At 71.6% G+C, this 24,491-nt stretch carries 19 protein-coding genes; 17 read left to right on the forward strand and 2 right to left on the reverse strand.

Annotated elements, in window-relative coordinates:
- From LCG91_RS06635 to LCG91_RS06675, 9 genes are all read left to right on the forward strand, one after another.
- Positions 1-1,323: a hemolysin family protein gene (locus LCG91_RS06635; protein WP_058729406.1), complete on the forward strand. Its 1,323-nt coding sequence runs from the start codon at positions 1-3 to the stop codon at positions 1,321-1,323.
- A complete protein-coding gene (era, locus tag LCG91_RS06640; RefSeq protein WP_224442892.1) occupies positions 1,320-2,282 on the forward strand; it encodes a GTPase Era in 963 nt (320 codons plus the stop codon). The genes LCG91_RS06635 and era overlap by 4 nt, the downstream gene beginning before the upstream one ends.
- A 56-nt stretch (positions 2,283-2,338) precedes the next feature.
- Positions 2,339-3,577 carry a sensor histidine kinase gene (locus LCG91_RS06645; protein ID WP_224442893.1) on the forward strand — a complete coding sequence of 413 codons (1,239 nt, stop codon included), beginning with the start codon at positions 2,339-2,341 and terminating at the stop codon, positions 3,575-3,577.
- The gene (locus tag LCG91_RS06650; protein ID WP_224442894.1) at positions 3,574-4,263 is read left to right on the forward strand and encodes a response regulator; all 690 of its coding nucleotides are present in this window, start codon (positions 3,574-3,576) and stop codon (positions 4,261-4,263) included. The genes LCG91_RS06645 and LCG91_RS06650 overlap by 4 nt, the downstream gene beginning before the upstream one ends.
- 129 nt (positions 4,264-4,392) lie before the next feature.
- Positions 4,393-5,145: an ABC transporter ATP-binding protein gene (locus LCG91_RS06655; protein ID WP_224442895.1), complete on the forward strand. Its 753-nt coding sequence runs from the start codon at positions 4,393-4,395 to the stop codon at positions 5,143-5,145.
- Positions 5,142-6,542 carry an ABC transporter permease gene (locus LCG91_RS06660; protein WP_224442896.1) on the forward strand — a complete coding sequence of 467 codons (1,401 nt, stop codon included), beginning with the start codon at positions 5,142-5,144 and terminating at the stop codon, positions 6,540-6,542. The genes LCG91_RS06655 and LCG91_RS06660 overlap by 4 nt, the downstream gene beginning before the upstream one ends.
- Positions 6,543-6,741: 199 nt before the next feature.
- Positions 6,742-8,511: a 2-isopropylmalate synthase gene (leuA, locus tag LCG91_RS06665; RefSeq protein WP_058729411.1), complete on the forward strand. Its 1,770-nt coding sequence runs from the start codon at positions 6,742-6,744 to the stop codon at positions 8,509-8,511.
- A gap of 289 nt (positions 8,512-8,800) precedes the next feature.
- Positions 8,801-9,634 (forward strand): DNA repair protein RecO, encoded by an 834-nt coding sequence (gene recO / locus LCG91_RS06670; protein WP_058729412.1) that lies wholly within the window; start codon positions 8,801-8,803, stop codon positions 9,632-9,634.
- Positions 9,631-10,437, forward strand: coding sequence for an isoprenyl transferase (locus LCG91_RS06675; protein ID WP_224442897.1), 807 nt, complete (start codon positions 9,631-9,633; stop codon positions 10,435-10,437). The genes recO and LCG91_RS06675 overlap by 4 nt, the downstream gene beginning before the upstream one ends.
- Before the next feature lie 177 nt (positions 10,438-10,614).
- Here LCG91_RS06675 and LCG91_RS06680 read toward each other — a convergent pair whose 3' ends face one another.
- Entirely contained in the window at positions 10,615-11,577 is a 963-nt protein-coding gene (locus tag LCG91_RS06680; protein ID WP_224442898.1) for a LysR family transcriptional regulator, read from the reverse strand.
- A 70-nt stretch (positions 11,578-11,647) separates the two neighbouring features.
- On the opposite strand from LCG91_RS06680, the gene LCG91_RS06685 reads away from it, so the two are divergent.
- From LCG91_RS06685 to LCG91_RS06695, 3 genes are all read left to right on the forward strand, one after another.
- A complete protein-coding gene (locus LCG91_RS06685) occupies positions 11,648-12,697 on the forward strand; it encodes an aminotransferase class V-fold PLP-dependent enzyme (protein ID WP_224442899.1) in 1,050 nt (349 codons plus the stop codon).
- A 114-nt stretch (positions 12,698-12,811) separates the two neighbouring features.
- Positions 12,812-14,197 carry a glycine--tRNA ligase gene (locus LCG91_RS06690; RefSeq protein ID WP_058729454.1) on the forward strand — a complete coding sequence of 462 codons (1,386 nt, stop codon included), beginning with the start codon at positions 12,812-12,814 and terminating at the stop codon, positions 14,195-14,197.
- A gap of 261 nt (positions 14,198-14,458) precedes the next feature.
- On the forward strand, positions 14,459-15,193 hold the full coding sequence (locus LCG91_RS06695; RefSeq protein ID WP_058729416.1) for a DsbA family protein: 735 nt from the start codon (positions 14,459-14,461) through the stop codon (positions 15,191-15,193).
- Between the two features lie 175 nt (positions 15,194-15,368).
- Here LCG91_RS06695 and LCG91_RS06700 read toward each other — a convergent pair whose 3' ends face one another.
- Entirely contained in the window at positions 15,369-15,851 is a 483-nt protein-coding gene (locus LCG91_RS06700) for an aminoacyl-tRNA deacylase (RefSeq protein WP_058729417.1), read from the reverse strand.
- Between the two features lie 47 nt (positions 15,852-15,898).
- Here LCG91_RS06700 and dusB point away from each other — a divergent pair, with 47 nt between their 5' ends.
- The 5 genes from dusB to LCG91_RS06725 all read left to right on the forward strand — a co-directional run bounded on the left by dusB (position 15,899) and on the right by LCG91_RS06725 (position 24,491).
- Positions 15,899-17,071: a tRNA dihydrouridine synthase DusB gene (gene dusB / locus LCG91_RS06705; RefSeq protein WP_058729418.1), complete on the forward strand. Its 1,173-nt coding sequence runs from the start codon at positions 15,899-15,901 to the stop codon at positions 17,069-17,071.
- The gene (locus tag LCG91_RS06710; protein WP_058729419.1) at positions 17,068-18,357 is read left to right on the forward strand and encodes a deoxyguanosinetriphosphate triphosphohydrolase; all 1,290 of its coding nucleotides are present in this window, start codon (positions 17,068-17,070) and stop codon (positions 18,355-18,357) included. The genes dusB and LCG91_RS06710 overlap by 4 nt, the downstream gene beginning before the upstream one ends.
- Before the next feature lie 431 nt (positions 18,358-18,788).
- A complete protein-coding gene (gene dnaG / locus LCG91_RS06715; RefSeq protein WP_224442900.1) occupies positions 18,789-20,711 on the forward strand; it encodes a DNA primase in 1,923 nt (640 codons plus the stop codon).
- A gap of 972 nt (positions 20,712-21,683) precedes the next feature.
- On the forward strand, positions 21,684-23,300 hold the full coding sequence (locus LCG91_RS06720) for an ABC transporter substrate-binding protein (RefSeq protein ID WP_137767100.1): 1,617 nt from the start codon (positions 21,684-21,686) through the stop codon (positions 23,298-23,300).
- 84 nt (positions 23,301-23,384) lie between these two features.
- Positions 23,385-24,491, forward strand: coding sequence for an ABC transporter permease (locus LCG91_RS06725; RefSeq protein WP_137767101.1), 1,107 nt, complete (start codon positions 23,385-23,387; stop codon positions 24,489-24,491).

Consider the following 24,491-nt stretch of genomic DNA (forward strand, 5'->3'; position numbering starts at 1 on the left):
ATGGTGCTCGTCGCCGTCCTGCTCGCGGTGGCGTTCGTCCTGGTCGTCGTCGGCGGTCTGCTCGCCGCGTCCGACGCCGCGCTGACCGTGCTGTCCCGCGCCGATCTCGACGAGATCGCGCGCGGCAGCCGCAACCGTCGTGCGATCGAGGCCGTGGCCGACGACGTCGGCGCGCACGTCAACGCGCTGAACTTCGTCCGGGTGCTCGCCGAGACCGCCGCCGCGGTGCTCGTCACCATCGCCCTCGTCACGGTGTTCGACACCTGGTGGGTGGCGCTGATCGTGTCCGCCGCGATCATGACGGCCGTGTCGTTCGTCCTCGTCGGGTCGAGCCCGCGCAGCGTCGGACGGGCCCACGCCGAGCGCCTCATCGGCGCGACCGGTGGGCTCGTGCGCGCCGTCCGCATCGTGCTCGGGCCGCTCGCCGGACTGCTCGTGGCGATCGGCGACCGGGTGACGCCCGGACGCGGACGCAGCGCATCGACGGTGTCGAGCGAGGAACAGCTGCTCTCGCTCGTCGACGAGGCGACCGAGAGCAACGTGCTCGAACAGGACGACCGCGAGCTCATCCACTCGGTCTTCGAGTTCAGCGACACCCTGGTGCGCGAGGTCATGGTGCCCCGCACCGACATGCTCACCGTCGACGGCTCGGCCACGCTCGCCGCCGGGATGGAACGCTTCCTCGTGGCCGGGGTCTCACGGATGCCCGTCACGGGCAAGGACAACGACGACGTGCTCGGCGTGCTCTACCTGCGCGACGTCTCGCGTGCGCTGTACGAGCAGCCCGGCAGCGAGCGCGAGGCGGTCACCACGCTGCTGCGTCCCGCCGAGTTCGTCCCCGAGTCCAAGCCGGCGGACGACACCCTGCGGCACATGCAGGTCGCGAAGAACCACCTGGTGCTCGTCGTCGACGAGTACGGCGGTGTCGCCGGGCTGGTCACGATGGAGGACCTGATCGAGGAACTCGTCGGGGACATCTCCGACGAGTACGACCGCACCGTCGTCGACCGCACCGAGGTCGGCCCGGGCGTCTGGCGCATCTCGGCCCGCATGCCGATCGACGAGCTCGGCGACCTCTTCGGCATCGAGCTCGAGGACGACGACGTCGACACCGCCGGCGGCCTGCTCACGAAGGAGCTCGGCAGGCTCCCGGTCCGCGGCGAGCAGGTCACCGTCTCCGGCGTCGAGCTCACGGCCGATCGGGTCGAGGGCAAGCGCCGCCACCTGATCACCGTCCTCGCCGAACGGAGCGCCGCACTCCAGGACGCCGAGGACGCCCTCGACGACACCACTCCGAGCACGACGGGAACCCCCAACGCATGACCGAGCACGAGTCCGACCACGGCACCGACACGAGCACGGGTGCCGACGCCACGACGCAGCCGTACCGGGCGGGGTTCGTGTCCTTCGTGGGGCGCCCGAACGTCGGGAAGTCGACGCTGACCAACGCCCTCGTCGGCGAGAAGGTCGCGATCACCTCCTCGAAGCCGCAGACCACGCGCCGGGCCATCCGTGGCGTGGTCCACCGGACCGACGGCCAGGTCATCATCGTGGACACCCCGGGCGTGCACCGCCCCCGCACCCTGCTCGGCGAGCGGCTGAACGACCTCGTGCAGTCCACGCTCGGCGACGTCGACGTGATCGGCTTCTGCGTCCCGGCGAACGAGCCGATCGGGCCCGGGGACAAGTTCATCAACGAGTCGCTCGACCAGTACCCGCGGGCGAAGAAGATCGCCATCGTCACGAAGATCGACCGCACCCCGAAGGACCGCGTCGGCGAGCAGCTCCTCGCGGTGTCGCAGCTGCGTGACTGGGACGCCATCGTGCCGACCTCGGGCACGAAGGGGTTGCAGCTCGAGGCCCTGCTCGGGGAGATCACGAAGCTGCTGCCGGAGTCGCCGCAGCTCTACGACGCGTCCACCGTGACCGAGGAGACCGACGAGGACCGCATCGCGGAGCTCATCCGCGAGGCCGCGCTCGAGGGCGTCCGCGACGAGCTGCCGCACTCGCTCGCAGTGGTCGTCGAGGACGTCGTGGAGCCGGACGAGGACGACGACCCGGACGGACCGCTCCGGATCTTCGCGAACCTGTTCGTCGAGCGCGACAGCCAGAAGGCGATCGTCATCGGACGGGGCGGGGAGCGGCTCAAGGACGTCGGGTCCCGGGCGCGCACCGAGATCGAGTCGCTGCTCGGCGGCCGTCACGTGTACCTGAACATCCGCGTCAAGGTCGCCAAGGAGTGGCAGCGCGACCCGAAGCAGCTCGGGCGCCTCGGCTTCTGAGCCGGGTCATCCCCTGGTCGGACGCGGAGCGGGCTGCCCGGCCGTACCGTGGGGTGGTGTTCCGTCCCATGCTGCGCGCGCAGCTCGTCACCGACGTCACCGCCGCGGTGCTGCTCGGCGGACTCCTGGTGCTCCTGCGCGTCTCGGCCGACCAGTCGTTCCTCTGGCTGGTGACCGTCGTCGGGCTGAGCGCAGCCCTGGCGATCCGTCGGCTCTCGCCCGGTCTGGCACTCGCCCTCTGCTGGGTCGTCGCGGTCTTCGAGATGGCGACGTGGCAGACGCAGCCCGACCCGTCGAACGTGCTCATGGCCGGTGTCCTCTTCACCACGAGCGCCTACGGCAGCCGCCGCGTCCGGATCGCGGGGCTCGTCTCGGCCGTCGGCGGGTCGTTCGTCGCGGCGGGCTTCATCGGTCTGCAGGACTACCAGCGGCGCTCCGGCATCCAGACCGCGTCGACACCGGCACTCGAGACCCTGCAGGTCGTCCTCGCCGCTTTCGCAGCCGTCCTCCTGCTGCTCCTGCTCCCGTGGCTCGCCGGTCTGGTCCGACGCGCGCGCCGGTCCGCGAGCATGAGCCGCGAGGCGCAGCTCGTCGCCGAGCGTGATGCCGCACGAGCGGACCGCGCCGTCGCCGTCGAGCAGGAACGCGTGCGCATCGCTCGCGACATGCACGACATCGTCGCCCACTCGCTCGCGGTCGTGATCGCGCAGGCGGACGGCGCCCGCTACGCCGCGAAGACGGACCCCGGCGTCGCCGACCAGGCGCTCGCCACCATCTCGACCACCGCGCGCAGTGCCCTCGGGGACGTCCGCGAACTCCTCGGTGCCCTGCGGCACGAGCAGGGGACGGTCCCGACGCCCGAGGCGGCCGACCTCGAGGTGCTGGTGGCCGAGATGCGCGAGGTCGGCCTCGACGTCCGCGTGGACCGGGAGGGCGACCCGACCGGGCTGCCGACGACGACGCAGCTCGCCGTCTACCGCATCGTGCAGGAGAGCCTGACGAACGCGTGGAAGCACGGTGAGGGCGGTACACCAGTCCACGCGTCGCTGACCTACCGACCCGACACCGTGGAGGTCACGGTGGTCAACCGACGAGCCGACGACGGCACGCGCGGCCCCGGAACCGGACACGGGCTCGTGGGGATGCGCGAGCGTGTCGCGATGACCGGCGGATCGATGACGGCGGGGCCGCGCGGCGACGACTTCACGGTGGCCGTCCGCATGCCGGTCGTCCCCGCCAGCGGCCAGTTCCCCCGAGGCCGCACCACCCACACGGAGCAGGAGCGCACCAGATGACCACGTCCCAGCCGACCGGCAGCCCGATCCGGGTCGCCCTCGTCGACGACCAGGCGCTCTTCCGCACCGGGATACGGATGCTCATCGACTCGCAGCCCGACCTGCAGTTCGTCGGTGAGGCCGGGGACGGCGCCGAAGGAGCCGAGCTCGTCCGTCGCACCGGTGCCGACGTCGTGCTCATGGACGTCCGGATGCCCGTCATGGACGGCATCACGGCGACGGCGCGGATCGTCGAGCAGGGCGGAGCGGACGCCGCGAAGGTCCTCGTGCTCACCACGTTCGACTTCGACGAAGCGGCAGCGAAGGCGATCCGGGCAGGCGCGAGCGGCTTCGTGCTCAAGGACGCCGACCCGGAGTTCCTGCTCGCCGCGATCCGGACCGTGCACGCCGGTACGGCCGTGTTCGCTGCCTCGGCCACGCGTGAGCTCCTCCGCCGGTACGACGACGGGGCCGCGCAGGCCGCCGCCGTGCCCGCAGCCTTCGCCGAACTGACGCCGCGCGAGCGGGAGATCTTCGACCTCGCGGCGCGCGGATGGAGCAACAGCGAGATCGCGCAGCACGAGTACGTCAGCGAGGCGACGGTCAAGACGCACATCTCGCGGGTGCTCACGAAGCTCGACCTGCGCGACCGCGTCCGGCTGGTCGTGTTCGCGCACGAGCACGGACTGGTGCCGAAGGCGGAGTGACGCCGCTTCCGGGTGGACGCACCGTCATCCGACAGGATGACCCCTCCACGGCAGGACGAGCCGAGCGGACCATCCACAGGAGCCGCGTGACGGACGCGGGGCGGGCCTTCCGGACGCGAAGCTCGGAGCATGACCACCAACCAGACCCCGATCATCCGGCTCGACCACGTCTCCAAGCACTACGGCGACGCGGCACGCCGTGTCACCGCACTCGACGACGTCAGCGTCGACATCGGAGCAGGGGAGTTCACCGCGGTGATGGGTCCGTCGGGTTCCGGGAAGTCGACGCTGATGCACGTCGCCGCGGGGCTCGACTCCGTGAGCTGCGGGCGGATCACCATCGACGGGGTCGACATCACCGGCCTCGGGGACCGCGAGCTCACCGAGCTGCGACGGCGACGGCTGGGCTTCGTGTTCCAGTCGTTCAACCTCGTCCCGACGCTCGACGTGCGCGAGAACATCCGGCTGCCGTTCCTGCTCGGTGGGCAGCAGCCGAGCCGCGACGAGTCGGCGTGGATCGACCGGCTCGTCGACCTGCTCGGCCTGAGCGACCGGCTGAGCCACCGGCCGCACCAGCTCTCCGGCGGCCAGCAGCAGCGCGTCGCCATCGCCCGCGCGCTCGCCTCGCGTCCCGCGGTGGTGGTCGCGGACGAGCCGACGGGTGCACTGGATTCCCGCACCGGGCGCGACGTCCTCGCGATCCTCCGCGGCGCGGTGCAGGAGTGGGGGCAGAGCGTCGTGATGGTCACGCACGACCCGACCGCCGCCGCGAACGCCGACCGGATCCTCTTCCTGGCCGACGGACGCATCGTCGACGACCGTCCCGCGATGAGCGCTGCCGACATCTCGGCGACCATGCTCGGGATGGAGGCAGCCGCGTGACCGGCCTGCGTACGTTCGCCCCGACGGTCCTCGTCGCAGCCCTCGGCACGACGTTCGGGTCCGCCCTGGTCATCGCGCCCGGGATCGTCACGCAGGCGATGGGCGCCGCGGGCCTCGACGACCTTGCACCCGTGCGGGCGATCCTGTCCGTCGTCGGGTGGCTGTTCCTCGGCATCGCGCTGTACGTCGGTGCGATCGTCACGGCGAACACCTGTGCCACGATCATCGCCGGACAGACCCGCACGATCGCGCTGCAGCGGCTCATCGGGGCAACGGGGGCCGACCTGCGTGCAAGGACGGCCCGCACCGGACTCCTCGTCGGGGCGGTCGGCGGCGCCGTCGGGATCCTCGTCGGCACCGGGCTGTCCGCGCTGTTCGTCACGGTGCTGCGGGGCGACGGGTTCCTGCCGGACACGAGCTACACGCTGGTCCCGTGGGAGCTGGTCCTGCCGTTCGTCGCGGTCGTCCTGGCGACCTGGGGTGCGTTCGCGGCCGGGTCGCGTCGCGTCCTGTCGGTCACGCCGCTCCAGGCGCTGTCCGCGACCGTCGAACCCAGTCACGACGACGTCCGCTCGGGCAGGGCCCGCACGGTGTGGGCGGTGCTGCTCATGGCAGCCGGTGCGCTGCTGATGGCGCTCGGCCTCGTGCTCAGCCCCGCGACGCCGGCCGCCGTGCTGCCCGCGGCACTGGGTGGGTTCGTCTCCTTCGCCGGCATCGCGGTCGGCGCGACGATCGTGATGCCGCCGATCCTGCAGCTCATCGGCAGGATCGGGTCCCGCGACCCGGTCGTCCTGCTCGCCGGCCGCAACGCGATGCGTGCCCCCGGTCGGTCGTCGAGGGCCACCATCGGCCTCGTCATCGGCGTGACGCTGCTGGTCACCTTCGCGGTCGCACTCGGGATCATGCAGCACGTGGTCGAGACCCAGATGGCGGCCATGGGGGACGGCTCGCTGCCGGCGGACGCAGTGCAGGCGCAGCGGGACTTCTTCGTCCAGCTGAACGCCGTGGTGAGCGTGATCGTCGGGTTCTCCGCCGTCATCGCCGCGGTCGGCGTCGTGAACGCGCTGGCGCTCGGCGTGCTCCAGCGACGTCGCGAACTCGGGCTCCTGCGGGTCCTCGGACTCACCGCAGCGCAGGTCCGTCGGATGATCGTCACCGAGGCCGTGCAGATGGTCGTCGCGGCGGTCGTCACCGGGCTCGTGCTCGGGACGGTCTACGGGTGGGTCGGTGGGCAGACGATGCTCGGCTCGCTCGGGACCGTCGTCACCCCCGTGCTCCCGCCGCTGACCGTCGCGGTCGTGGTGGTCGGAGCCCTCGTCCTCGCGGTCGTCGCCACGGTGGCTCCGGTCCGGCGGGCGATGCGGGTGTCACCGACGGAGGCGCTCGCCGTCGACTGAGACGGTACGGGCCGCGGGAGCGCCGGGGGCGTCATCCACTTGCACCGCGCTGGTGTACCAGTGCTACGGTGGCTGCGATGTACTCGGCGCTCCTCCTCCTTCGCTGCCGCGACGAGGCCTGACACACGGCCCACCTCGTCGCGGAGTCCGTCGTGGCCCCCACAGCGCCGATGCCGGCGAGACGACGAAAGCGACGACCATGCAGAACACCCAGCGCCCCTCCGGGATGCCGATCCACAAGTACGTCCCCTTCCACGAGCAGATCCGGGTCGACCTGCCCGACCGCACCTGGCCGACCAAGCGCATCGACCGTGCGCCGCGGTGGTGCGCCGTCGACCTGCGTGACGGTAACCAGGCCCTGATCGACCCGATGGACTCCGAGCGCAAGCGCGCCATGTTCGACCTGCTGGTGCGGATGGGCTACAAGGAGATCGAGGTCGGGTTCCCGAGCGCGTCGCAGACCGACTTCGACTTCGTGCGGTCCCTCATCGAGGACGGCGCGATCCCGGACGACGTCACGATCCAGGTGCTGACCCAGGCGCGCGAGCACCTCATCGACCGCACCTACGAGGCGATCGACGGGGCGAAGCAGGCCATCGTGCACCTCTACAACTCGACGTCGATCGTCCAGCGCGAGGTCGTGTTCCGCACCGACGTCCAGGGCGTCGTCGACATCGCCGTCGCGGGTGCCCGCATGTGCAAGGCGGCCGAGGCCCGGCTGCAGCACGGCACGCAGGTCTTCTACGAGTACTCGCCGGAGTCCTACACGGGTACCGAGCTCGAGGTCGCGGCCCGCATCTGCAACGCCGTGCTCGAGGTGTTCGAGCCGACGCCCGAGCGCAAGGTGATCATCAACCTGCCCGCGACGGTCGAGATGGCGACCCCGAACGTCTACGCCGACTCCATCGAGTGGATGTCGCGCAACCTCGACCACCGCGAGGACGTCATCCTGTCGCTGCACCCGCACAACGACCGCGGCACCGCCGTCGCAGCAGCCGAGCTCGGGTACATGGCCGGGGCCGACCGCATCGAGGGCTGCCTGTTCGGCAACGGGGAGCGCACCGGCAACGTCGACCTCGTCGCACTGGGCATGAACCTGTTCACGCAGGGCATCGATCCCGAGGTCGACTTCTCGGACATCGACCAGGTCAAGCGCACCGTCGAGTACTGCAACCAGCTGCCGGTGCCCGAGCGGCAGCCGTGGGCCGGTGACCTCGTCTACACGGCGTTCAGCGGCTCGCACCAGGACGCCATCAACAAGGGCTTCGAGGCGATGAAGGCGAAGGCCGCCGCGGCGGGCAAGTCCGTCGACGACATCGCCTGGGCGGTGCCCTACCTGCCGGTCGACCCGAAGGACATCGGCCGCTCGTACGAGGCGGTGATCCGCGTCAACTCGCAGTCGGGCAAGGGCGGCGTCGCGTACCTGCTCAAGACCGACCACGCGATCGACCTGCCCCGCAAGCTGCAGATCGAGTTCTCCGGCGTCGTGCAGCAGCGCACCGACACCGAGGGCGGCGAGTTCTCGTCCGAGCGCATCTGGGACCTGTTCCGCGACGAGTACCTGCCCGCCGACGACGAGTCGGACAAGTGGGGCCGCTACGAGATCACGAAGACGGCGACGTCGAGCGACTTCGACGGCACGACGAAGCTCAGCGTCGCGATGCGCGTCGACGAGGGGTCGGTCACCGCGGACGCGGTCGGCACCGGTCCGGTGGACGCGTTCCTCACGGTCATGCGGGAGCAGGGCGTCGCGGTCACGCTGTACGACTACTCGGAGCACACGATGAGCGCCTCCGGTGACGCCAAGGCGGCAGCGTACGTCGAGCTCGACGTCGACGGCACGCGGCTGTGGGGCGTCGGGATCGACGCCGACATCGCGACCGCCTCACTCAAGGCGATCGTCTCCGCGGTCAACCGCGCGGTGCGCGCCGGGGCCGCGACCGGCACGCCGGAGCTGGTCACGGCGTAGGACCGGACCCTGGACGGGAGGCGCGGTGCGGGTCCGACCCGCACCGCGCCTCCCGTCCGTGCGAGCGCCCGCCGCGTCGGTCCTGCCGCCGCGGAGCGCCGCGGCGCCAGCCGAAGTCGCACGACGTGCCGCTCACCTTCGCTCGCGGCGGCGTGTCGTGCGACCTCGACGTGCTGCACGCGGCCCGTCCTGCGACCCGGCGAAGCGGACGCCGATGCCGACGCCGACGCCGCCCGGCCGCCGCGGCCACCGGCACCGCGCTGTCGGCGGGGCGGGGGATACTGGGGCCATGCCGCTGTACCGGGACGAGTGCGTCGTGCTGCGCACCCACAAGCTCGGCGAGGCCGACCGCATCGTCACGATGCTGTCCCGACAGCACGGCAAGATCCGGGCGGTGGCCAAGGGGGTCCGGCGCACGGCGTCGAAGTTCGGCTCCCGGCTCGAACCGTTCATGGTCGTCGACGCCCAGTTCTACGAGGGCCGCTCGCTCGACATCGTCACCCAGGCCGAGAGCCTCGGGTCCTACGGCGCGCAGATCGTCGCCGACTACGGCGCCTACACGGCGGCCAGTGCCATGGTCGAGACGGCCGACCGGCTGAGCGAGGCGGACGCCGGACTCCAGCAGTACCTGCTGCTCGTCGGTGCCCTCCGGTCGCTGTCCCGTCGGGAGCACGTCGTCAGCGCCACCCTCGACTCGTACCTGCTGCGGGCGATGAGCATCGCGGGCTGGGCACCGTCGTTCGGCGACTGTGCGGTGACGGGGGAGCCCGGACCGCACACCGCCTTCGTCGTGCAGCTCGGCGGCGTGGTGGCCGATCGTGCGGCTCCTCCCGGCACGCCGCGGCTCGACACCGACACCCTCGGGCTGCTCGGCGCGCTGCTCGCGGGCGACTGGTCGACCGTCGACGCCTCGGACGAGCGGACGCGGTCGCGCGCCTCCGGCGTGGTGGCGGCGTACGCCCAGTGGCACCTGGAACGATCGCTCCGGTCACTGCCCCACGTCGACCGCAGCGAGCACCCCGCCCCGGTCGCACCCACACCGGGTGGGGTGCCGGCAGCGGTGGCCGCCACCCCGGCACCCGCCGTCCCCGTTCCGTCCGACCACGAAGGAAGCCCTGCATGAGCCCACGCCGCTCCGCGTCCGAAGCCGCGTCCGAGGGACTGCGACCCGTCGACTGGACGGGGGAGCAGCCGCCCGCGATCCCCGCGCAGTTCGTTCCGGAGCACGTGGCGATCGTCATGGACGGCAACGGCCGCTGGGCGAACCAGCGCGGCCTCACGCGGGTCGAGGGGCACAAGGCCGGCGAGGCCTCGCTGCTCGACGTCGTCGCCGGCGCGATCCAGATCGGCGTCAAGCACGTCTCCGCCTACGCGTTCTCGACCGAGAACTGGAAGCGTTCCCCGGAGGAGGTGCGCTTCCTGATGGGCTTCAACCGCGAGGTCATCCACCGTCGCCGTGACCAGCTTCACGCCTGGGGTGTGCGCGTCCGGTGGGCTGGCCGTCGCCCCCGGCTCTGGCGGAGCGTCATCGACGAGCTGCAGACGGCGGAGCGGATGACCGCCGACAACGATGTCTGCACGCTGACGATGTGCGTCAACTACGGCGGGCGGAACGAGATCATCGACGCGGTGCGGGGCATGGCCGAGGACGTCGCCGCCGGTCGGATGAAGCCGAGCCAGGTGACCGAGAAGGCCCTGGCGAAGCGGCTGTACGTGCCGGAGCTGCCCGACGTGGACCTGTTCCTGCGGAGTTCGGGGGAGCAGCGCACTTCGAACTTCATGCTCTGGCAGTCGGCCTACGCCGAGATGGTGTTCCTCGACCGGCTCTGGCCGGACTTCCGTCGCACCGACCTGTGGGGAGCGATCGAGGAGTACGCGCGCCGCGACCGACGCTACGGTGGCGCGGTCGACGCACCCACCGCCTGACGGGAGGCGCGTGGCAACGCCGCGACGGGCCTCCCGTCCGACGCCTGGTGGGCCGACCGCATCGCGTCGGACCCCATGCGCGCAAGCCCCGCCCCGACGCCGACCAGGCGGAGCCCCGTCGCAGACCAGGCGGAGCCCCGTCGCCGACCACGCGAGCAGGCGGAGACCCGTCGCCGATCAGGCGAGCAGGCCCGCCACCCCGCGCACCGCGTCGAGCGCGGCCCGCACGCTGGGGACCCGGTCCGCACCGCGGGCGACGACGACCTCGACCCGACGCGCGAGCGCGTCGTCGGCCGGCGTGACCGCGACCCCCGGCGGCACGACGGTGGTCGAGAGCGCGAGCCGGGGCAGCAGCGCGACGCCGAGGCCGGCCGCGACGAGCCCGACGACCGCCGCCGCGTTGTCGGTCTCGAGCACGATCTCCGGCGTGAAGCCGGAGGCCGCGCAGGACGCCAGCAGGTGCCCGCGACACCGCGGACACCCGCCGATCCACCGTGCGTCGCGGAACGCGGCGAGGTCGGCCACCGCGTCGTCCCGGGACAGGGCGTCGCGGGAGACCGCGTCGTCGTGGGACACCGTGCCGTCGCGTGGAACCGCGTCCGCCGCGGTCACGAGCGCGAGCGGATCCCGCCCGAGGGCGCTCGTCGTGAGGGTCGGATCGCTCGCGGGGTCCTCCTGCAGCGCGTGCGAGAACGTCAGCGCGACGTCGACCTCGCCGCGGCGGAGCAGGTCGACGGCCTCGGGCGGTTCGGCCTCGACGTACGACGTCACCACCCCGGGGCTGTCCGCCGCCAGCGCCGCGAGCACGGGCGGCACGAGGGTCGAGGACGCGCTCGGGAACCCGGCGAGCCGGACGCGACCGCGGGCGAGGCCGCCGACGGCATCGAGGTCCTCACGCGCCGCGGTCAGCGCCGCCTCGACGTGCAGGGCGTGGTCGGCGAGCACGCGACCGGACTCGGTCAGCGTCGCACCGCGACCCCCGCGGAGCACGAGGTCGTGCCCGAGGCGCTGCTCCGCGCGGGCGAGCAGCTGACTGACGGCGGGCTGGCTGTAGCCGAGCACGGCGGCGGCGCGACTGATGGACCCACCGTCACGCACGGCGAGCAGGACCCGGAGCAGCTGCGGTTCGATCGTCTCCACAACGCGATGTTATGGGACCCCGAAGAAAGCTGCCCTGGCGTGATGGTCGCGGGCATCGGAGCCTGGACGCATGGACTCCTTCGTCGACGGATCGGGCTACCTCGCCGCGTGCACCGCCGGGCTCCCCACGCTCGGGACGCTGGCCGCGCAGCGGGCGGACCTCGACGCCTGGTCGCGCGCCGAGACCTCGCCGGCGACCTACGGCGACCTGGTCGAGGAGGGCCGCGCGCTATTCGCCGGCATCGTGGGCGTCGACGCCGGCCGGGTCGCCACCGGTTCGCAGACCTCGGCGATGGTGGCGGTCGTCGCGGCCGCGCTGCCGGACGGTGCCGAGGTCGTCGTCCCCGAGGGCGACTTCTCGTCGATCGTCTTCCCGTTCCTGGTGCAGGCACACCGGGGGGTCACCGTCCGCAGTGTGCCGCTCGACCGACTCGCCGACGCGGTGCGACCCGGCACCGCCCTCGTCGCATGGTCGGCCGTGCAGTCCGCCACCGGCGTGGTGACCGACCCGCAGCCCGTCCTCGACGCGGCTCGTACCGTCGGGGCCCTCACCCTCTGCGACCTCACTCAGGCGGCCGGGGTCCTGCCGGTGTCCGCCGCCCCGTTCGACGTCACGGTCACGCACGCCTACAAGTGGCTGTGCGCGCCCCGCGGGGTGGCCTTCGTCACGGTCTCCGACGCCGCGCTCGAGCGCATCCGACCCTCGCAGGCCGGATGGTACGCGGGTGAGGACGTCTGGTCCTCCTGCTACGGTCCGACCATGCGGCTCGCCACCGACGCCCGCCGCTTCGACGTCTCCCCGGCCTGGCAGGCCTGGCCCGGGGCGGTCGCCGCCCTGCGGCACCTCGCGTCCGTCGGCGCGGCGTCGGCCTGGAGGCACGCGACCGGCCTCACGGACCGGCTCGCCGACGCGCTCGGTGCGCCCCGGTCCGGCCAGGCGATCGCGACGTTCCCGGACCCGGACGGCTCGGCGCTCCGGGCGCTGGCGGACCGGGGAGTGACGGCGAGCGGACGCGCCGGTCGGGTCCGGCTGGCGTTCCACCTCTGGAACGACGCGGAGGACGTGACACGCGTCGTCGACGCGCTCGGGGCACTCCCCGCAATCCGTCCTGTGGGGTGAGCCGACCTGTCCCCAGGTGCCGCGCCTCCCGTCCGCCGACGGCCGCGAGGCCGGTACGCTTGCCCGGTACCTTCCCGCACCGGGCACCCAGTCCGGCGACCCATGGAGTCCCTCTTGGCACAGTCCTCCCGTCTCGACAGCGTCATCGCCCTGGCCAAGGGCCGTGGCTTCGTGTTCCAGTCGGGGGAGATCTACGGCGGATCCCGCTCCGCATGGGACTACGGGCCCCTCGGCGTCGAGCTGAAGGAGAACATCAAGCGCCAGTGGTGGCAGCGGTTCGTCCGCGGTCGTGGCGACATGGTCGGCCTCGACTCCGCCGTGATCCTGCCCCGCAAGGTGTGGGAGGCCTCGGGCCACGTGGCCACGTTCACCGACCCGCTCGTCGAGTGCCTGCACTGCCACCACCGCTTCCGCGCCGACCACCTGGAAGAGGCGTTCGAGGCGAAGAAGGGCCGGAAGCCCGAGGGCGGTCTGGCCGAGGTGCCGTGCCCGAACTGCGGCACCCGTGGTGAGTGGACCGAACCGCGCGAGTTCTCCGGCATGCTCAAGACCTACCTCGGCCCGGTCGAGTCGGAAGAAGGCCTGAACTTCCTCCGCCCCGAGACCGCGCAGGGCATCTTCGTCGACTTCGCCCAGGTCGTCACGACGAGCCGCATGAAGCCCCCGTTCGGCATCGGCCAGGTCGGCAAGGCGTTCCGCAACGAGATCACGCCCGGCAACTTCATCTTCCGCACGCGCGAGTTCGAGCAGATGGAGATCGAGTACTTCGTGCCGCCGGCCGACGTCGACGCCCACTACGAGCAGTGGATCGCCGACTCGGTGGCGTTCTTCACCGACCTCGGCATCGACCCCGAGAACCTCCGCCGCTTCGACGTGCCGGACGGCGAGCGTGCGCACTACTCCGACGCGACCGCCGACATCGAGTACCGCTTCGGCTTCGCCGGGTCCGAGTGGGGCGAGCTGATGGGTGTCGCGAACCGCACCGACTTCGACCTCAACAACCACATCGAGTCGTCGGGCAAGGACCTCCGCTTCTTCGACCAGGCCGCGAACGAGAAGTACGTGCCGTACGTCATCGAGCCGTCGTTCGGTCTGACGCGTGCGCTCATGGCGTTCCTGCTCGACGCGTACCACGAGGACGAGGCCCCGAACGCGAAGGGCGGCGTCGACAAGCGCACGGTCCTGCGCCTCGACCCGCGCCTGGCCCCCGTCAAGGCCGCGGTGCTCCCGCTGTCGCGCAACGAGCAGCTCTCGCCGGTGGCGCGCGGTCTCGCCGACGACCTGCGGAAGTACTGGAACGTCGACTTCGACGACGCCGGTGCGATCGGCCGTCGCTACCGTCGCCACGACGAGATCGGCACCCCGTTCTGCATCACCGTCGACTTCGACACGCTCGACGACAAGGCCGTGACGGTGCGCGAGCGCGACACGATGTCGCAGGAGCGCGTCGCGCTCGACCAGCTGCAGGGCTACCTGGCGCAGCGCCTGCTCGGCGCGTAGCGCGCCGCGCCCGTCGCGCTGCCGCTGCCGCTGCCGCTGGCGAGGATCGCTTGCGCGAGCTGCCGCCGCACAACCGAAGGCACCTCGAACCGCAGAATCGCGTAGTTCGGGGTGCCTTCGGTTGTGCACGGCGCATGGTGCACGGTGCACGGTGGACGGTGGACGGTGGACGGTGGACGGTGCGCGGGGCGCGGGGCGCGGTGCACGGGGCGCGGGGCGCGGCCGCGGGAATGCGCACGTGCGTCCCGCGTTGCACCCGCCGTGAACGAGTCTGTGAAGGTCGATGTCTGGTCGGACATCGCGTGCCCCTGGTGCTACATCGGCAAGCGGAAGTTCGAGGCCGGCGTCGCCGCGTTCTCCTCGACGCCCGAGGCCCAGCCGGTCGAGGTCGAGTACCACTCGTTCGAGCTGAGCCCGGACACCCCGGTCGACTTCGAGGGCACCGAGGCCGAGTTCCTCTCGCAGCACAAGGGGCTCCCCGTCGACCGGGCGCAGCAGATGATCGACCAGGTCGCCGGCATCGCCGAGTCCGTCGGGCTGCACTACGACTACGACGCGCTGCGCCACACGAACACCGTGAAGGCCCACCAGGTGATCCACCTGGCGAAGCAGCACGGCAAGCAGCTCGAGATGGTCGAGCGGCTGTTCACCGCCTACTTCGAGCGCGGCGAGCACGTCGGGCAGGACGAGTCGCTCGCCGACCTCGGCGCGTCGATCGGACTCGACCGCGACGAGGTCCTGGCCACCCTGCGGGACGACGCCCAGCTCGCTGCCGTCCGTGCCGACCAGGCCCAGGCGCAGGCGTTCGGCATCAACGGCGTGCCGTTCTTCGTCATCGACGGTAAGTACGGCGTCTCCGGCGCGCAGGACCCGGCAGCCTTCGAGCAGGTCCTCCGCCAGGTGGTCGCGCTGCGCGACACGACGCCCGAGGAACTCGCGGCCCAGCAGCAGCGCGCTGCGGACGACGCGGCCGCGGACGCGGAGGTGACCCGGTGACGGGGGCGACGACGACCGGACCGGTCGAGCCGAGCCTCCAGGCCGACGGACGGGAGGCGCGTCCCGCCCTCCTGACGCTCGTCACGCCCGGTGGGGCGCCGGTCTGCGAGGGGGACAGCTGCTTCGTACCCGGCGCGGAGGGGGACTGGACCGAGGTCCCGGACTGAGCCGACCGCTAGCGGACGGGTTCCTCGTCGGTGATGTCGGCGACGGTCGCGTCGTAGGCCGCGACGAGCGCGTCGCCGTCGACGAAGGCGCTCGCACCGTGGCGGCCGGCACCGAGCGCGATGCGGCGTCCGAGCACGCGCTCGTCCGCGAACACCGGCAGGTCGCCGGTCGCGCCGATCGGCGTGATCGTGCCGCGCTCGTAGCCCGAGGCCTCGAGCGCGGTGGCCGCGTCCGGCATCGAGAGCTTGTTGACGCCGACGACGGTGCGGAGCTTCTTCCAGGCGATGCTGCGTCCGCCGGGCACGAGGGCGAGCAGGAAGCCGCCGTCGTGGCGCTTCACGACGAGCGTCTTCACGATGTCGCCGGGCTCGATGCCGAGCAGGGCCGCGGCGCCCTCGAGGGAGTCGGCCGCGGGACGCTCGACGACGTCCACGGTCAGGCCCCGGGCGGCGGCGTCGGCGTCGAAGCGGGCGATCGCGGTGTCGGACATGTGGAGAACGCTACCGGCCCGGACCGACGTGGGAAGATGGAACACGTATGACGATCACCGACACGCCCAGCACGGCGCCCCGCACGGCGAAGCCCCTGCGCATCGGCCCCATCGAGGTCGAGGCGCCGGTCGTGCTCGCCCCGATGGCGGGCATCACGAACATGGCCTACCGCCGGCTCTGCCGCGAGTACGGCGCCGGTCTCTACGTCTGCGAGATGATCACGTCCCGCGCGCTCGTCGAACGCACCCCGGTCTCGATGCAGCTCATCCAGCACCACGAGTCCGAGACGCCGCGGTCGATCCAGCTGTACGGCGTCGAGCCGAACACCGTGGCCGAGGCCGCGACGATCCTGGTGGGCGAGGACCGCGCCGACCACATCGACCTCAACTTCGGGTGCCCCGTGCCCAAGGTCACGCGCAAGGGTGGGGGAGCGGCCCTGCCGTGGAAGCTCGACCTGTTCCAGGACCTGGTCACCAAGACCGTCAAGGCCGCGGGTGACGTGCCGGTGACGGTGAAGATGCGCAAGGGCATCGACGCCGACCACCTGACCTACCTCGACGCCGCGCGCATCGCCCGCGACGCCGGGGTCGCCGCGATCTCGCTGCACGCGCGCACCGCGAACGAGCACTACTCCGGCCACGCGGACTGGTCGGCGATCGCCACGCTGAAGGAGACGATCACCGACATCCCCGTGCTCGGCAACGGCGACATCTGGTCCGCCGCCGACGCCCTGCGCATGGTCGACGAGACCGGCTGCGACGGCGTCGTGGTCGGCCGCGGGTGCCTGGGTCGACCCTGGCTGTTCGGCGACCTGGCTGCGGCGTTCCGCGGCGAGGACGTCCGTGCGATGCCCTCGCTCGGCGACGTCGCGACCGCGTTCCGCCGGCACGCCGAACTGCTCGTCGAGTTCTTCGGGTCCGAGGACCACGGGTGCCGTGACGCCCGGAAGCACGTCTCCTGGTACTTCAAGGGGTACCCGATCGGCGGTGACGTCCGGTCGGCGCTCTCGATGGCGTCGAGCCTGCAGGAGATCGACGACCTGCTCGGGCAGCTCGACTGGTCCGCGCCCTACCCGGGAGCCGACGTCGAGGGCCCCCGCGGCCGCGCCGGACACCCGAAGCGCACGGCGCTGCCGGACCGCTGGCTCGAGTCGCGCGACGTCGACGCCGAGTTCCGCAAGGTCCTCGCCGCCGCCGAGCTGCACCACAGCGGCGGATGAGCGCCACCGCCTCGTACGGGCCCGCCGACGCCGAGCGCTGGCTGCCCGAGACCCACGGCAACCGCCGCTCCGACTTCGCCCGCGACCGCGCCCGGCTCCTGCACTCGAGCGCGCTGCGACGCCTCGCCGCGAAGACCCAGGTCCTCAGCCCGACGACCGGCCTCGACTTCGCGCGCAACCGCCTGACGCACTCGCTCGAGGTCGCGCAGGTCGGGCGCGAGCTCGCCGACTCGCTCGGGCTCGACCCCGACGTCGTCGACACGGCGTGCCTGGCGCACGACATCGGGCACCCGCCGTTCGGCCACAACGGCGAGACCGCCGTGAACGCCTGGGCAGCGGACATCGGTGGCTTCGAGGGCAACGCGCAGACCCTGCGGCTGCTGACGCGTCTCGAGCCGAAGGTCTACGGCGAGGGTCCCGACGACGACCGGCCGTACGGGCTGAACCTGACGCGTGCATCGCTCGACGCGAGCTGCAAGTACCCGTGGCCCGCGGCGCAGGGCGTCGCCGAGGCGTCCTCCGGCCGGACGAAGTTCGGGTTCTACGACGACGACCACGACGCCTTCGAGTGGCTCCGCGCCGGTGCTCCCCGCCGGCAGCGGTGCATCGAGGCGCAGGTCATGGACCTTTCCGACGACATCGCCTACTCGGTGCACGACTTCGAGGACGCCGTCGTCGCGGGGTTCATCGACGTCGCCGCACTCGGTGACCGGGTCGGCGAGAACGACATCGTCACCGCCATGCACGCGTGGGTCGGGTCGGACCTCAGCCGCGACGAGCTGCTCGAGGCGTTCGACCGCCTCCGGTCGCTGCCGCTGTGGATGACGTCGTACGACGGGTCGCGACGGGACATGGCACGGCTGAAGAACCTCACGTCGCAGCTCATCGGCCGGTTCGCCCGGACCGCGACCGCCGCGACGCGGGAGTCCTACGCGTCGGGGTCGCTCGTCCGGTTCGCCGCCTCGGTCGTGACCCCGCCGGAGATCATCGGCGAGATCGCGGTGCTCAAGGGCATCGTCGCGGCGTTCGTGATGACCCACGGTGACCGGCAGCCCGTGTACGAGGACCAGCGCCGGGTGCTCACCGAGCTCCTCGACGCGCTGGCGGCGACGGGCAGCGCCGACCTCGAGCCGGGGTTCGCGGCGGACTGGCGGGCGGCGGCTGACGACGCCGGGCGACTCCGCGCCGTGGTCGACCAGGTGGCGAGCCTGACCGACCAGGGTGCACTGGCGTGGCACAAGCGGCTCGTGGTCGGGGACCGCGAGGCGACGCACATCCCGGTCTGACCGCGGGTGCGCGGCGGCGCCGTGCCTGACGGCGGTGTGCGTGCGAGACGCCGGCGTCTGGGCGGGACGCTGGCGGGTGCGGGAGACGGGGCCGCCTGCGCGAGACGTCGCCGAGCGCTCGAGACGCCGGCGGCTGCGCGGGAGACGCCGGCGTCTGCGCGGGAGACGCCGGCGTCTACGCGGGACGCTGCCGCGCGCTCGAGACGCCGCCGGATGCGGGTCCGTCTCGCCGATCTGCCGCCGTCTCGCGGAGACGGGGCCGTCCCGTCGCCGGGCGACCGTCTCGGCACGGCTCCGTCTCGCGTAGACGGGACCGTCTCGTCGACGGCAGCCGGCGTGCCGGTCCTGCACCGCGCCTCCTGGCCGTCCTGCTCTCCACAGGCGGGCGCCCGACGTCCGCCGGGGTCGGCCGCACGAACTAGGATCGAGGGGTGGCTGGCAGGATCGCGCGGAACGACATCGACGAGGTCCGCTCGCGTGTCAACATCGCCGACGTCGTCGGTGACCACGTCACGCTGAAGTCGGCGGGTGTCGGCTCGCTGAAGGGCCTGTGCCCCTTCCATGACGAGCGCTCCCCGTCTTTCCACGTGCGGCCGCAGGTCGGCCGGTACCACTGCTTCGGGTGCGGCGAGGACGGCGACGTCTTCGAGTTCATCATCAAGATGGACCACACCACGTTCCAGGAAGCCGTCGAGCGGATGGCCGCGAAGATCGGCTTCACGCTCCACTACGAGGAGGGCGACGGCCCTCGCACCGACTACAACCAGCGTGCCCGGTTGATCGCTGCGAACGAGGCAGCGCTCGAGTTCTACCAGTCGCAGCTCACCTCGGCGGCCGCCGAACCGGCGCGACGCTTTCTCGGGGAGCGCGGTTTCGACCCCGCCGCGGCCCAGCACTTCGGTGTGGGCTTCGCGCCGCAGTCGTACGACGCGACCCGCGAACACCTGCGCGGCCGGGGCTTCTCGATGGACGAGATCCTCGCGGCCGGGCTCGCGGGCCAGGGCGACCGCTCGCCGTACGACCGGTTCCGCGGTCGGCTCGTCTGGCCGATCCGCGACGTCACCGGTGCGACGATCGGGTTCGGCGCGCGCCGCCTGCTCGACGACGACAAGGGCCCGAAGTACCTCAACACCCCCGAGACGCCGATCTACCACAAGAGCCAGGTGCTCTACGGGCTCGACCTCGCCCGGAAGGACATCTCGAAGGGCAAGCAGGTCGTCATCGTCGAGGGCTACACCGACGTGATGGCGTGCCACCTTGCCGGCGTGACGACCGCGGTCGCGACGTGCGGAACGTCCTTCGGCGTCGACCACATCAAGGTGCTCCGGCCGATGCTCGGCGACTCCGCGAACGCGCACCTCTCACAGCTCGGTGACATCGTCTTCACGTTCGACCCCGACGAAGCCGGTCAGCGCGCCGCGGCCCGGGCCTTCGCCGAGGAGAGCCGGTTCGCATCGCAGACGTACGTCGCCGTCGCTCCCGGTGGTCTCGACCCGTGCGACCTCCGGCTCGCCCGGGGTGACGCCGCCGTCGAGCGGCTGATCGACACGAAGCGGCCGATGTTCGAGTTCATCATCCGGCGCCGCCTCGCCGCTCACGACATCGAGACCGCCGAGGGTCGCGTCGCCGGTCTGCGCGACGTCGCGCCGGTCGTGGCCGGCATCCGTGACCGGACCCTCGCCAGTGCCTACGTCCGCGAGACCGCCAAGTGGCTCGGAGTCGACATCCCCGAGGTGCGTCGAGCCGTCGACGCGGCCCGACAGCGGTCGGGCTCGGCACCGTCAGACCGGACGGGAGGCCCGGTGCCGGTCGGCCAGGCCGGCCCCGGTGGAGAGCTGGTCACCCCGGCCGAGGAGCCGGTGGCCGGCCTGCGCCTGCTGCCGAACGACCCGATCACGCGGATGGAACGCGACGCCGTGATGGCGATGGTGCAGCAGCCCGCGCACGTCGGGGCGCCGCTGCTCGGGCTCGCCGCCGGCGCGACGTTCTCGGCTCCGATGCTGTCGGTGGTGCGGGACGCCGTCGTGGCGAACCTGGACGCCATCGGCGCGCCCAACTGGCTCGACCGGCTGCTGCAGGACGTCCCGGCGCCGTTCCGTGGCCTCGTGCAGGAGCTCGCGCTCGCGCCGATCCCGGCCCGCACCGACGAGGACCTCGCGCTCTACGCACGGAGCATCGTCGTCGCCCTGGTCGAGCGCGACCTGCTCGCCCGCAAGGCATCGCTGCTCGGGCAGCTGCAGCGCGCCGACCCCTACGAGCAGGCCGACCGGCGCGCCGAGATCCAGCGCCAGCTCGTCGACATCGACGCCCAGCGGATGCGTCTCCGCGCTGACGCTGAGGCCGCGCAGGGCTGAGCGTCGCGGTTCGGCTGGCACCGGGCACGGGCAGGACCCCGGTCGGAGCCCGTCGGGCGCGGCCGATCGCCGACGTTCCGGTCGCACGACCCCGCCGTCCGCGGTCGATCGCGGTCGCTGAGGTCGCGCGACTCGCCGTGCGCGGTCGCCCTGGTTGCACGACTCGCCGTCGCGTCTCGAACTGAGCGGCACGTCGTGCGACCGGAGCCGCTCCGGACCATCCGCCGGGCGCCGAGCGGGCAGGACATGCCGCGCGCGACGTCGAGCGGGCGGGATTCGTCGCTCGACGAGGCCGAGCGTGACGTAATTCGGCCGCTCGACGCCCGACCGGTCCCAGCCCTTCGCGCCGTCGTTCCGGTCGCACGACCTGCCGTGTGCGGTCGCCCTGGTCGCACGACTCGCCGTCGTGACCCGACCTGCGCGGCATGTCGTGCGCCCGGAGCCGGTGCGCACTGCCGCGAGTCGAACCGGGCGGCAGGTCGTGCAACCGGAGCCGTGCGCGCCGCCGCGACTCGACCTGCGCGGTACGGCGAGGACCCGGAGCCGCTCCGAGCCGCGCGACGGACGACGAGCGGGCACGACATGCCGCGAGCGTGACGTCGAGCGGGCGAGATGCGTCGGACGGGACGGCGAGCGTGCCAGATCCCGCCCGCTCGGCAGCCCGCCCGGCACCGGCGAGACCGAGACCGAGACCGAGACCGAGACCGAGACCGAGACCGCGACCCAGCCCGGCCCGTAGCACCGCCGACCTCGCGCGTTGCACCACGCAACTATCCTGCGCGACACGCCGCACCCCTGCGCGCGCATCATGCGTCACCGGCGCCGATCGCGCATTACAAGGGTGTAAACAAATCTCCCTCGAATCGTGGAGTTCCGTGTCAGGGTGGTACCAATGAGCGTTCCCGGCGGGCCTCACAGTCGAACCACCACCCGCCGCGAACCCCTTGCGAACCAACAAGAGAGAGAGCGGACATGGCATCCGTGAACAAGTGGGGTCGACGCGGCATCGCGCTCGGCGCCGGAGTGGCAGCGACGGCGCTGGTGCTGACCGGCTGCGCGAGCAGCAGCGTCTCCGACACCGAACTGAACGGCCTGAGCATCGGGACGACGGACAAGGTCACGTCCCTCGACCCGGCCGGCTCGTACGACAACGGCTCGTTCGCCGTGCAGAACCAGGTGTTCCCCTTCCTGATGAACACCCCGGTCGGCAGCCCGGACGTCAAGCCGGACATCGCCGAGAGCGGCGAGTTCACGAACGACACGACGTACACGGTGAAGCTCAAGAGCGGGCTGAAGTTCGCGAACGGGCACGACCTGACCTCGAGCGACGTGAAGTTCTCGTTCGAGCGCGAGCTGAAGATCAACAACGAGAACGGCCCGCAGTCCCTGCTCGCCAACCTCAAGAGCATCGACACCCCGGATGACACCACGGTCGTGTTCAACCTCGACCACGCCGACCAGACCTGGCCGCAGGTGCTCTCGAGCCCCGCGGGTCCGATCGTCGACGAGCAGGTGTTCTCGGCGGACAAGCTCACCCCGGCGGCGGACATCGTCAAGGGCAACGCGTTCGCCGGGCAGTACGAGATCACCTCGTACAAGGAGAACGACACCATCCAGTACAAGGCGAACCCGAACTACGACGGGCTCCTCGGCAAGGCGAAGACCGACGAGGTCACCGCCAGCTACTACACCAAGGAGACCGACCTCAAGCTCGCCGTGCAGAAGGGCGACGTCGACGTGGCGTACCGCTCCCTGACGCCGACCGACATCGCGGACCTCCGCAAGGACGACTCCGTCAAGGTCTACGACGGCCCCGGCGGCGAGATCCGCTACCTCGTCTTCAACTTCAACACGCAGCCGTTCGGCGCGAGCCAGTCCGACGCGGACCAGGCGAAGGCCCTGGCCGTCCGCCAGGCCGTCGCGGACGTCGTCGACCGCGAGAAGATCGCGAAGGACGTGTACAACAACACGTACTCGCCGCTCTACTCGATGGTGCCGGACGGCCTGACCGGTGCCGCGAAGCCCTTCGAGGAGCTCTACGGCAACGGCAGCGGCGGCCCCGACGTCGACAAGGCGAAGGAGACCCTGTCGAAGGCGGGCGTCAGCGGCAAGGTGCAGCTCGACATCCAGTACGCGCCGGACCACTACGGCTCGACCTCGGACGACGAGTACGCCGAGCTCAAGACGCAGCTCGAGAACTCCGGCCTGTTCACCGTGAACATCCAGTCGACGGTCTACACGACCTACGCGCAGGAGCGCACGAAGGACGCCTACCCGGTGTACCAGCTCGGTTGGTTCCCGGACTTCTCGGACGCCGACAACTACCTGTCGCCGTTCTTCACGAAGGACAACTTCGTGCAGAACCACTACGACGACCCGGAGATCCAGCAGCTCATCTCCGAGGAGCAGCAGGAGTCCGACAAGGACAAGCGCGCCGAGCTCATCGAGCAGGCGCAGGAGCGCGAGGCGACGCAGATCTCGACGCTGCCGCTCCTGCAGGGCAAGTCCGTCGCGGTCGCGGGCAAGGACGTCAAGGGCCTGACCCTCGACTCCTCGTACAAGTTCCGCTACGCGACCCTCTCCAAGTAACACCGGCGTCGGCCCACGGGGGCGTTCCCACGAGGAGCGCCCCCGTGACCGCGTCCCGAACGGCACCGAAAGGCACCCGTCCCCGTGACCCTCAGCACCCCCGAGGCGACACCGGAGCTGGCCACCGACCCCACCAAGCCCCAGGCACAGCGACGTGCCCGCGGGCAGGGCGGCGGACTCGGCCGGTACATCCTGGTCCGCTTCCTCCTCATCTTCCCGACGGTCTTCATCCTGGTGACCCTCGTCTTCTTCCTGATGCGCGTCATCGGCAACCCGATCACCGCATCCGTCGGTGGGCGGCTCACCCCGACGCAGCTGCAGGAGCGCCTGCACGCCGCCGGGTACGACCGCCCGGTGATCGTGCAGTACCTCGAGTACCTCGGCAACATCGTCCGTGGTGACTTCGGCACGACGTCGACCGACAACCGGCCGATCACCGAGATCATCGTCACGTACGGCGGTGCGACCGCCGAGCTCGTCTTCTACGCGCTCATCGTCGCGCTCGTGCTCGGCATCCCGCTCGGCATGCTCGCAGCGTACGTCCGCGACAAGTGGCCCGACGTGCTGTTCCGCGCGCTGGCGATCCTGACGTACGCGACGCCGGTGTTCTTCGGCGGCCTGCTGCTCAAGCTCGTCTTCTCGGTCTGGCTCGGCTGGCTCCCGCTCGGCGACCGTGCGTCGACCCGGGTCTCGCTCATCCTCGACAACATCCCCGGCGCGTCCGGCATCTACATCATCGACGCGCTCCGCACCGGCAACGCGCAGGTCATCGGCGACGTGCTGTCGCACGCCGTCCTGCCTGCGCTGACGCTCGGCCTGCTCACCGCCGGCATCTTCCTGCGGCTGGTGCGCGCCAACATGATCGGTTCGCTCGGCTCCGAGTACGTCGACGCGGCGCGCTCACGGGGCGTCCGGGAGGCGCGGCTCGTCCGGACCCACGCCTTCCGTCCGGCGCTGGTCCCGATCATCACCGTGATGGGCCTGCAGATCGCCATGCTGCTGGGTGGGTCGGTCCTCACCGAGACCACCTTCGGCTGGCGCGGGCTCGGCTTCGAGCTCAACCAGTACCTGTCGGCCCGCGACTTCGTCGCGGTCCAGGGCATCGTCGCGATGCTCGCGGTGATCGTCGCGGTGACGAACTTCATCGTCGACGTCGTCGCGGCGCTCATCGACCCGAGAGTGAGGTTCTAG

The sequence above is a fragment of the Curtobacterium sp. TXMA1 genome (genome assembly GCF_020162095.1).
Classification (GTDB): domain Bacteria; phylum Actinomycetota; class Actinomycetes; order Actinomycetales; family Microbacteriaceae; genus Curtobacterium.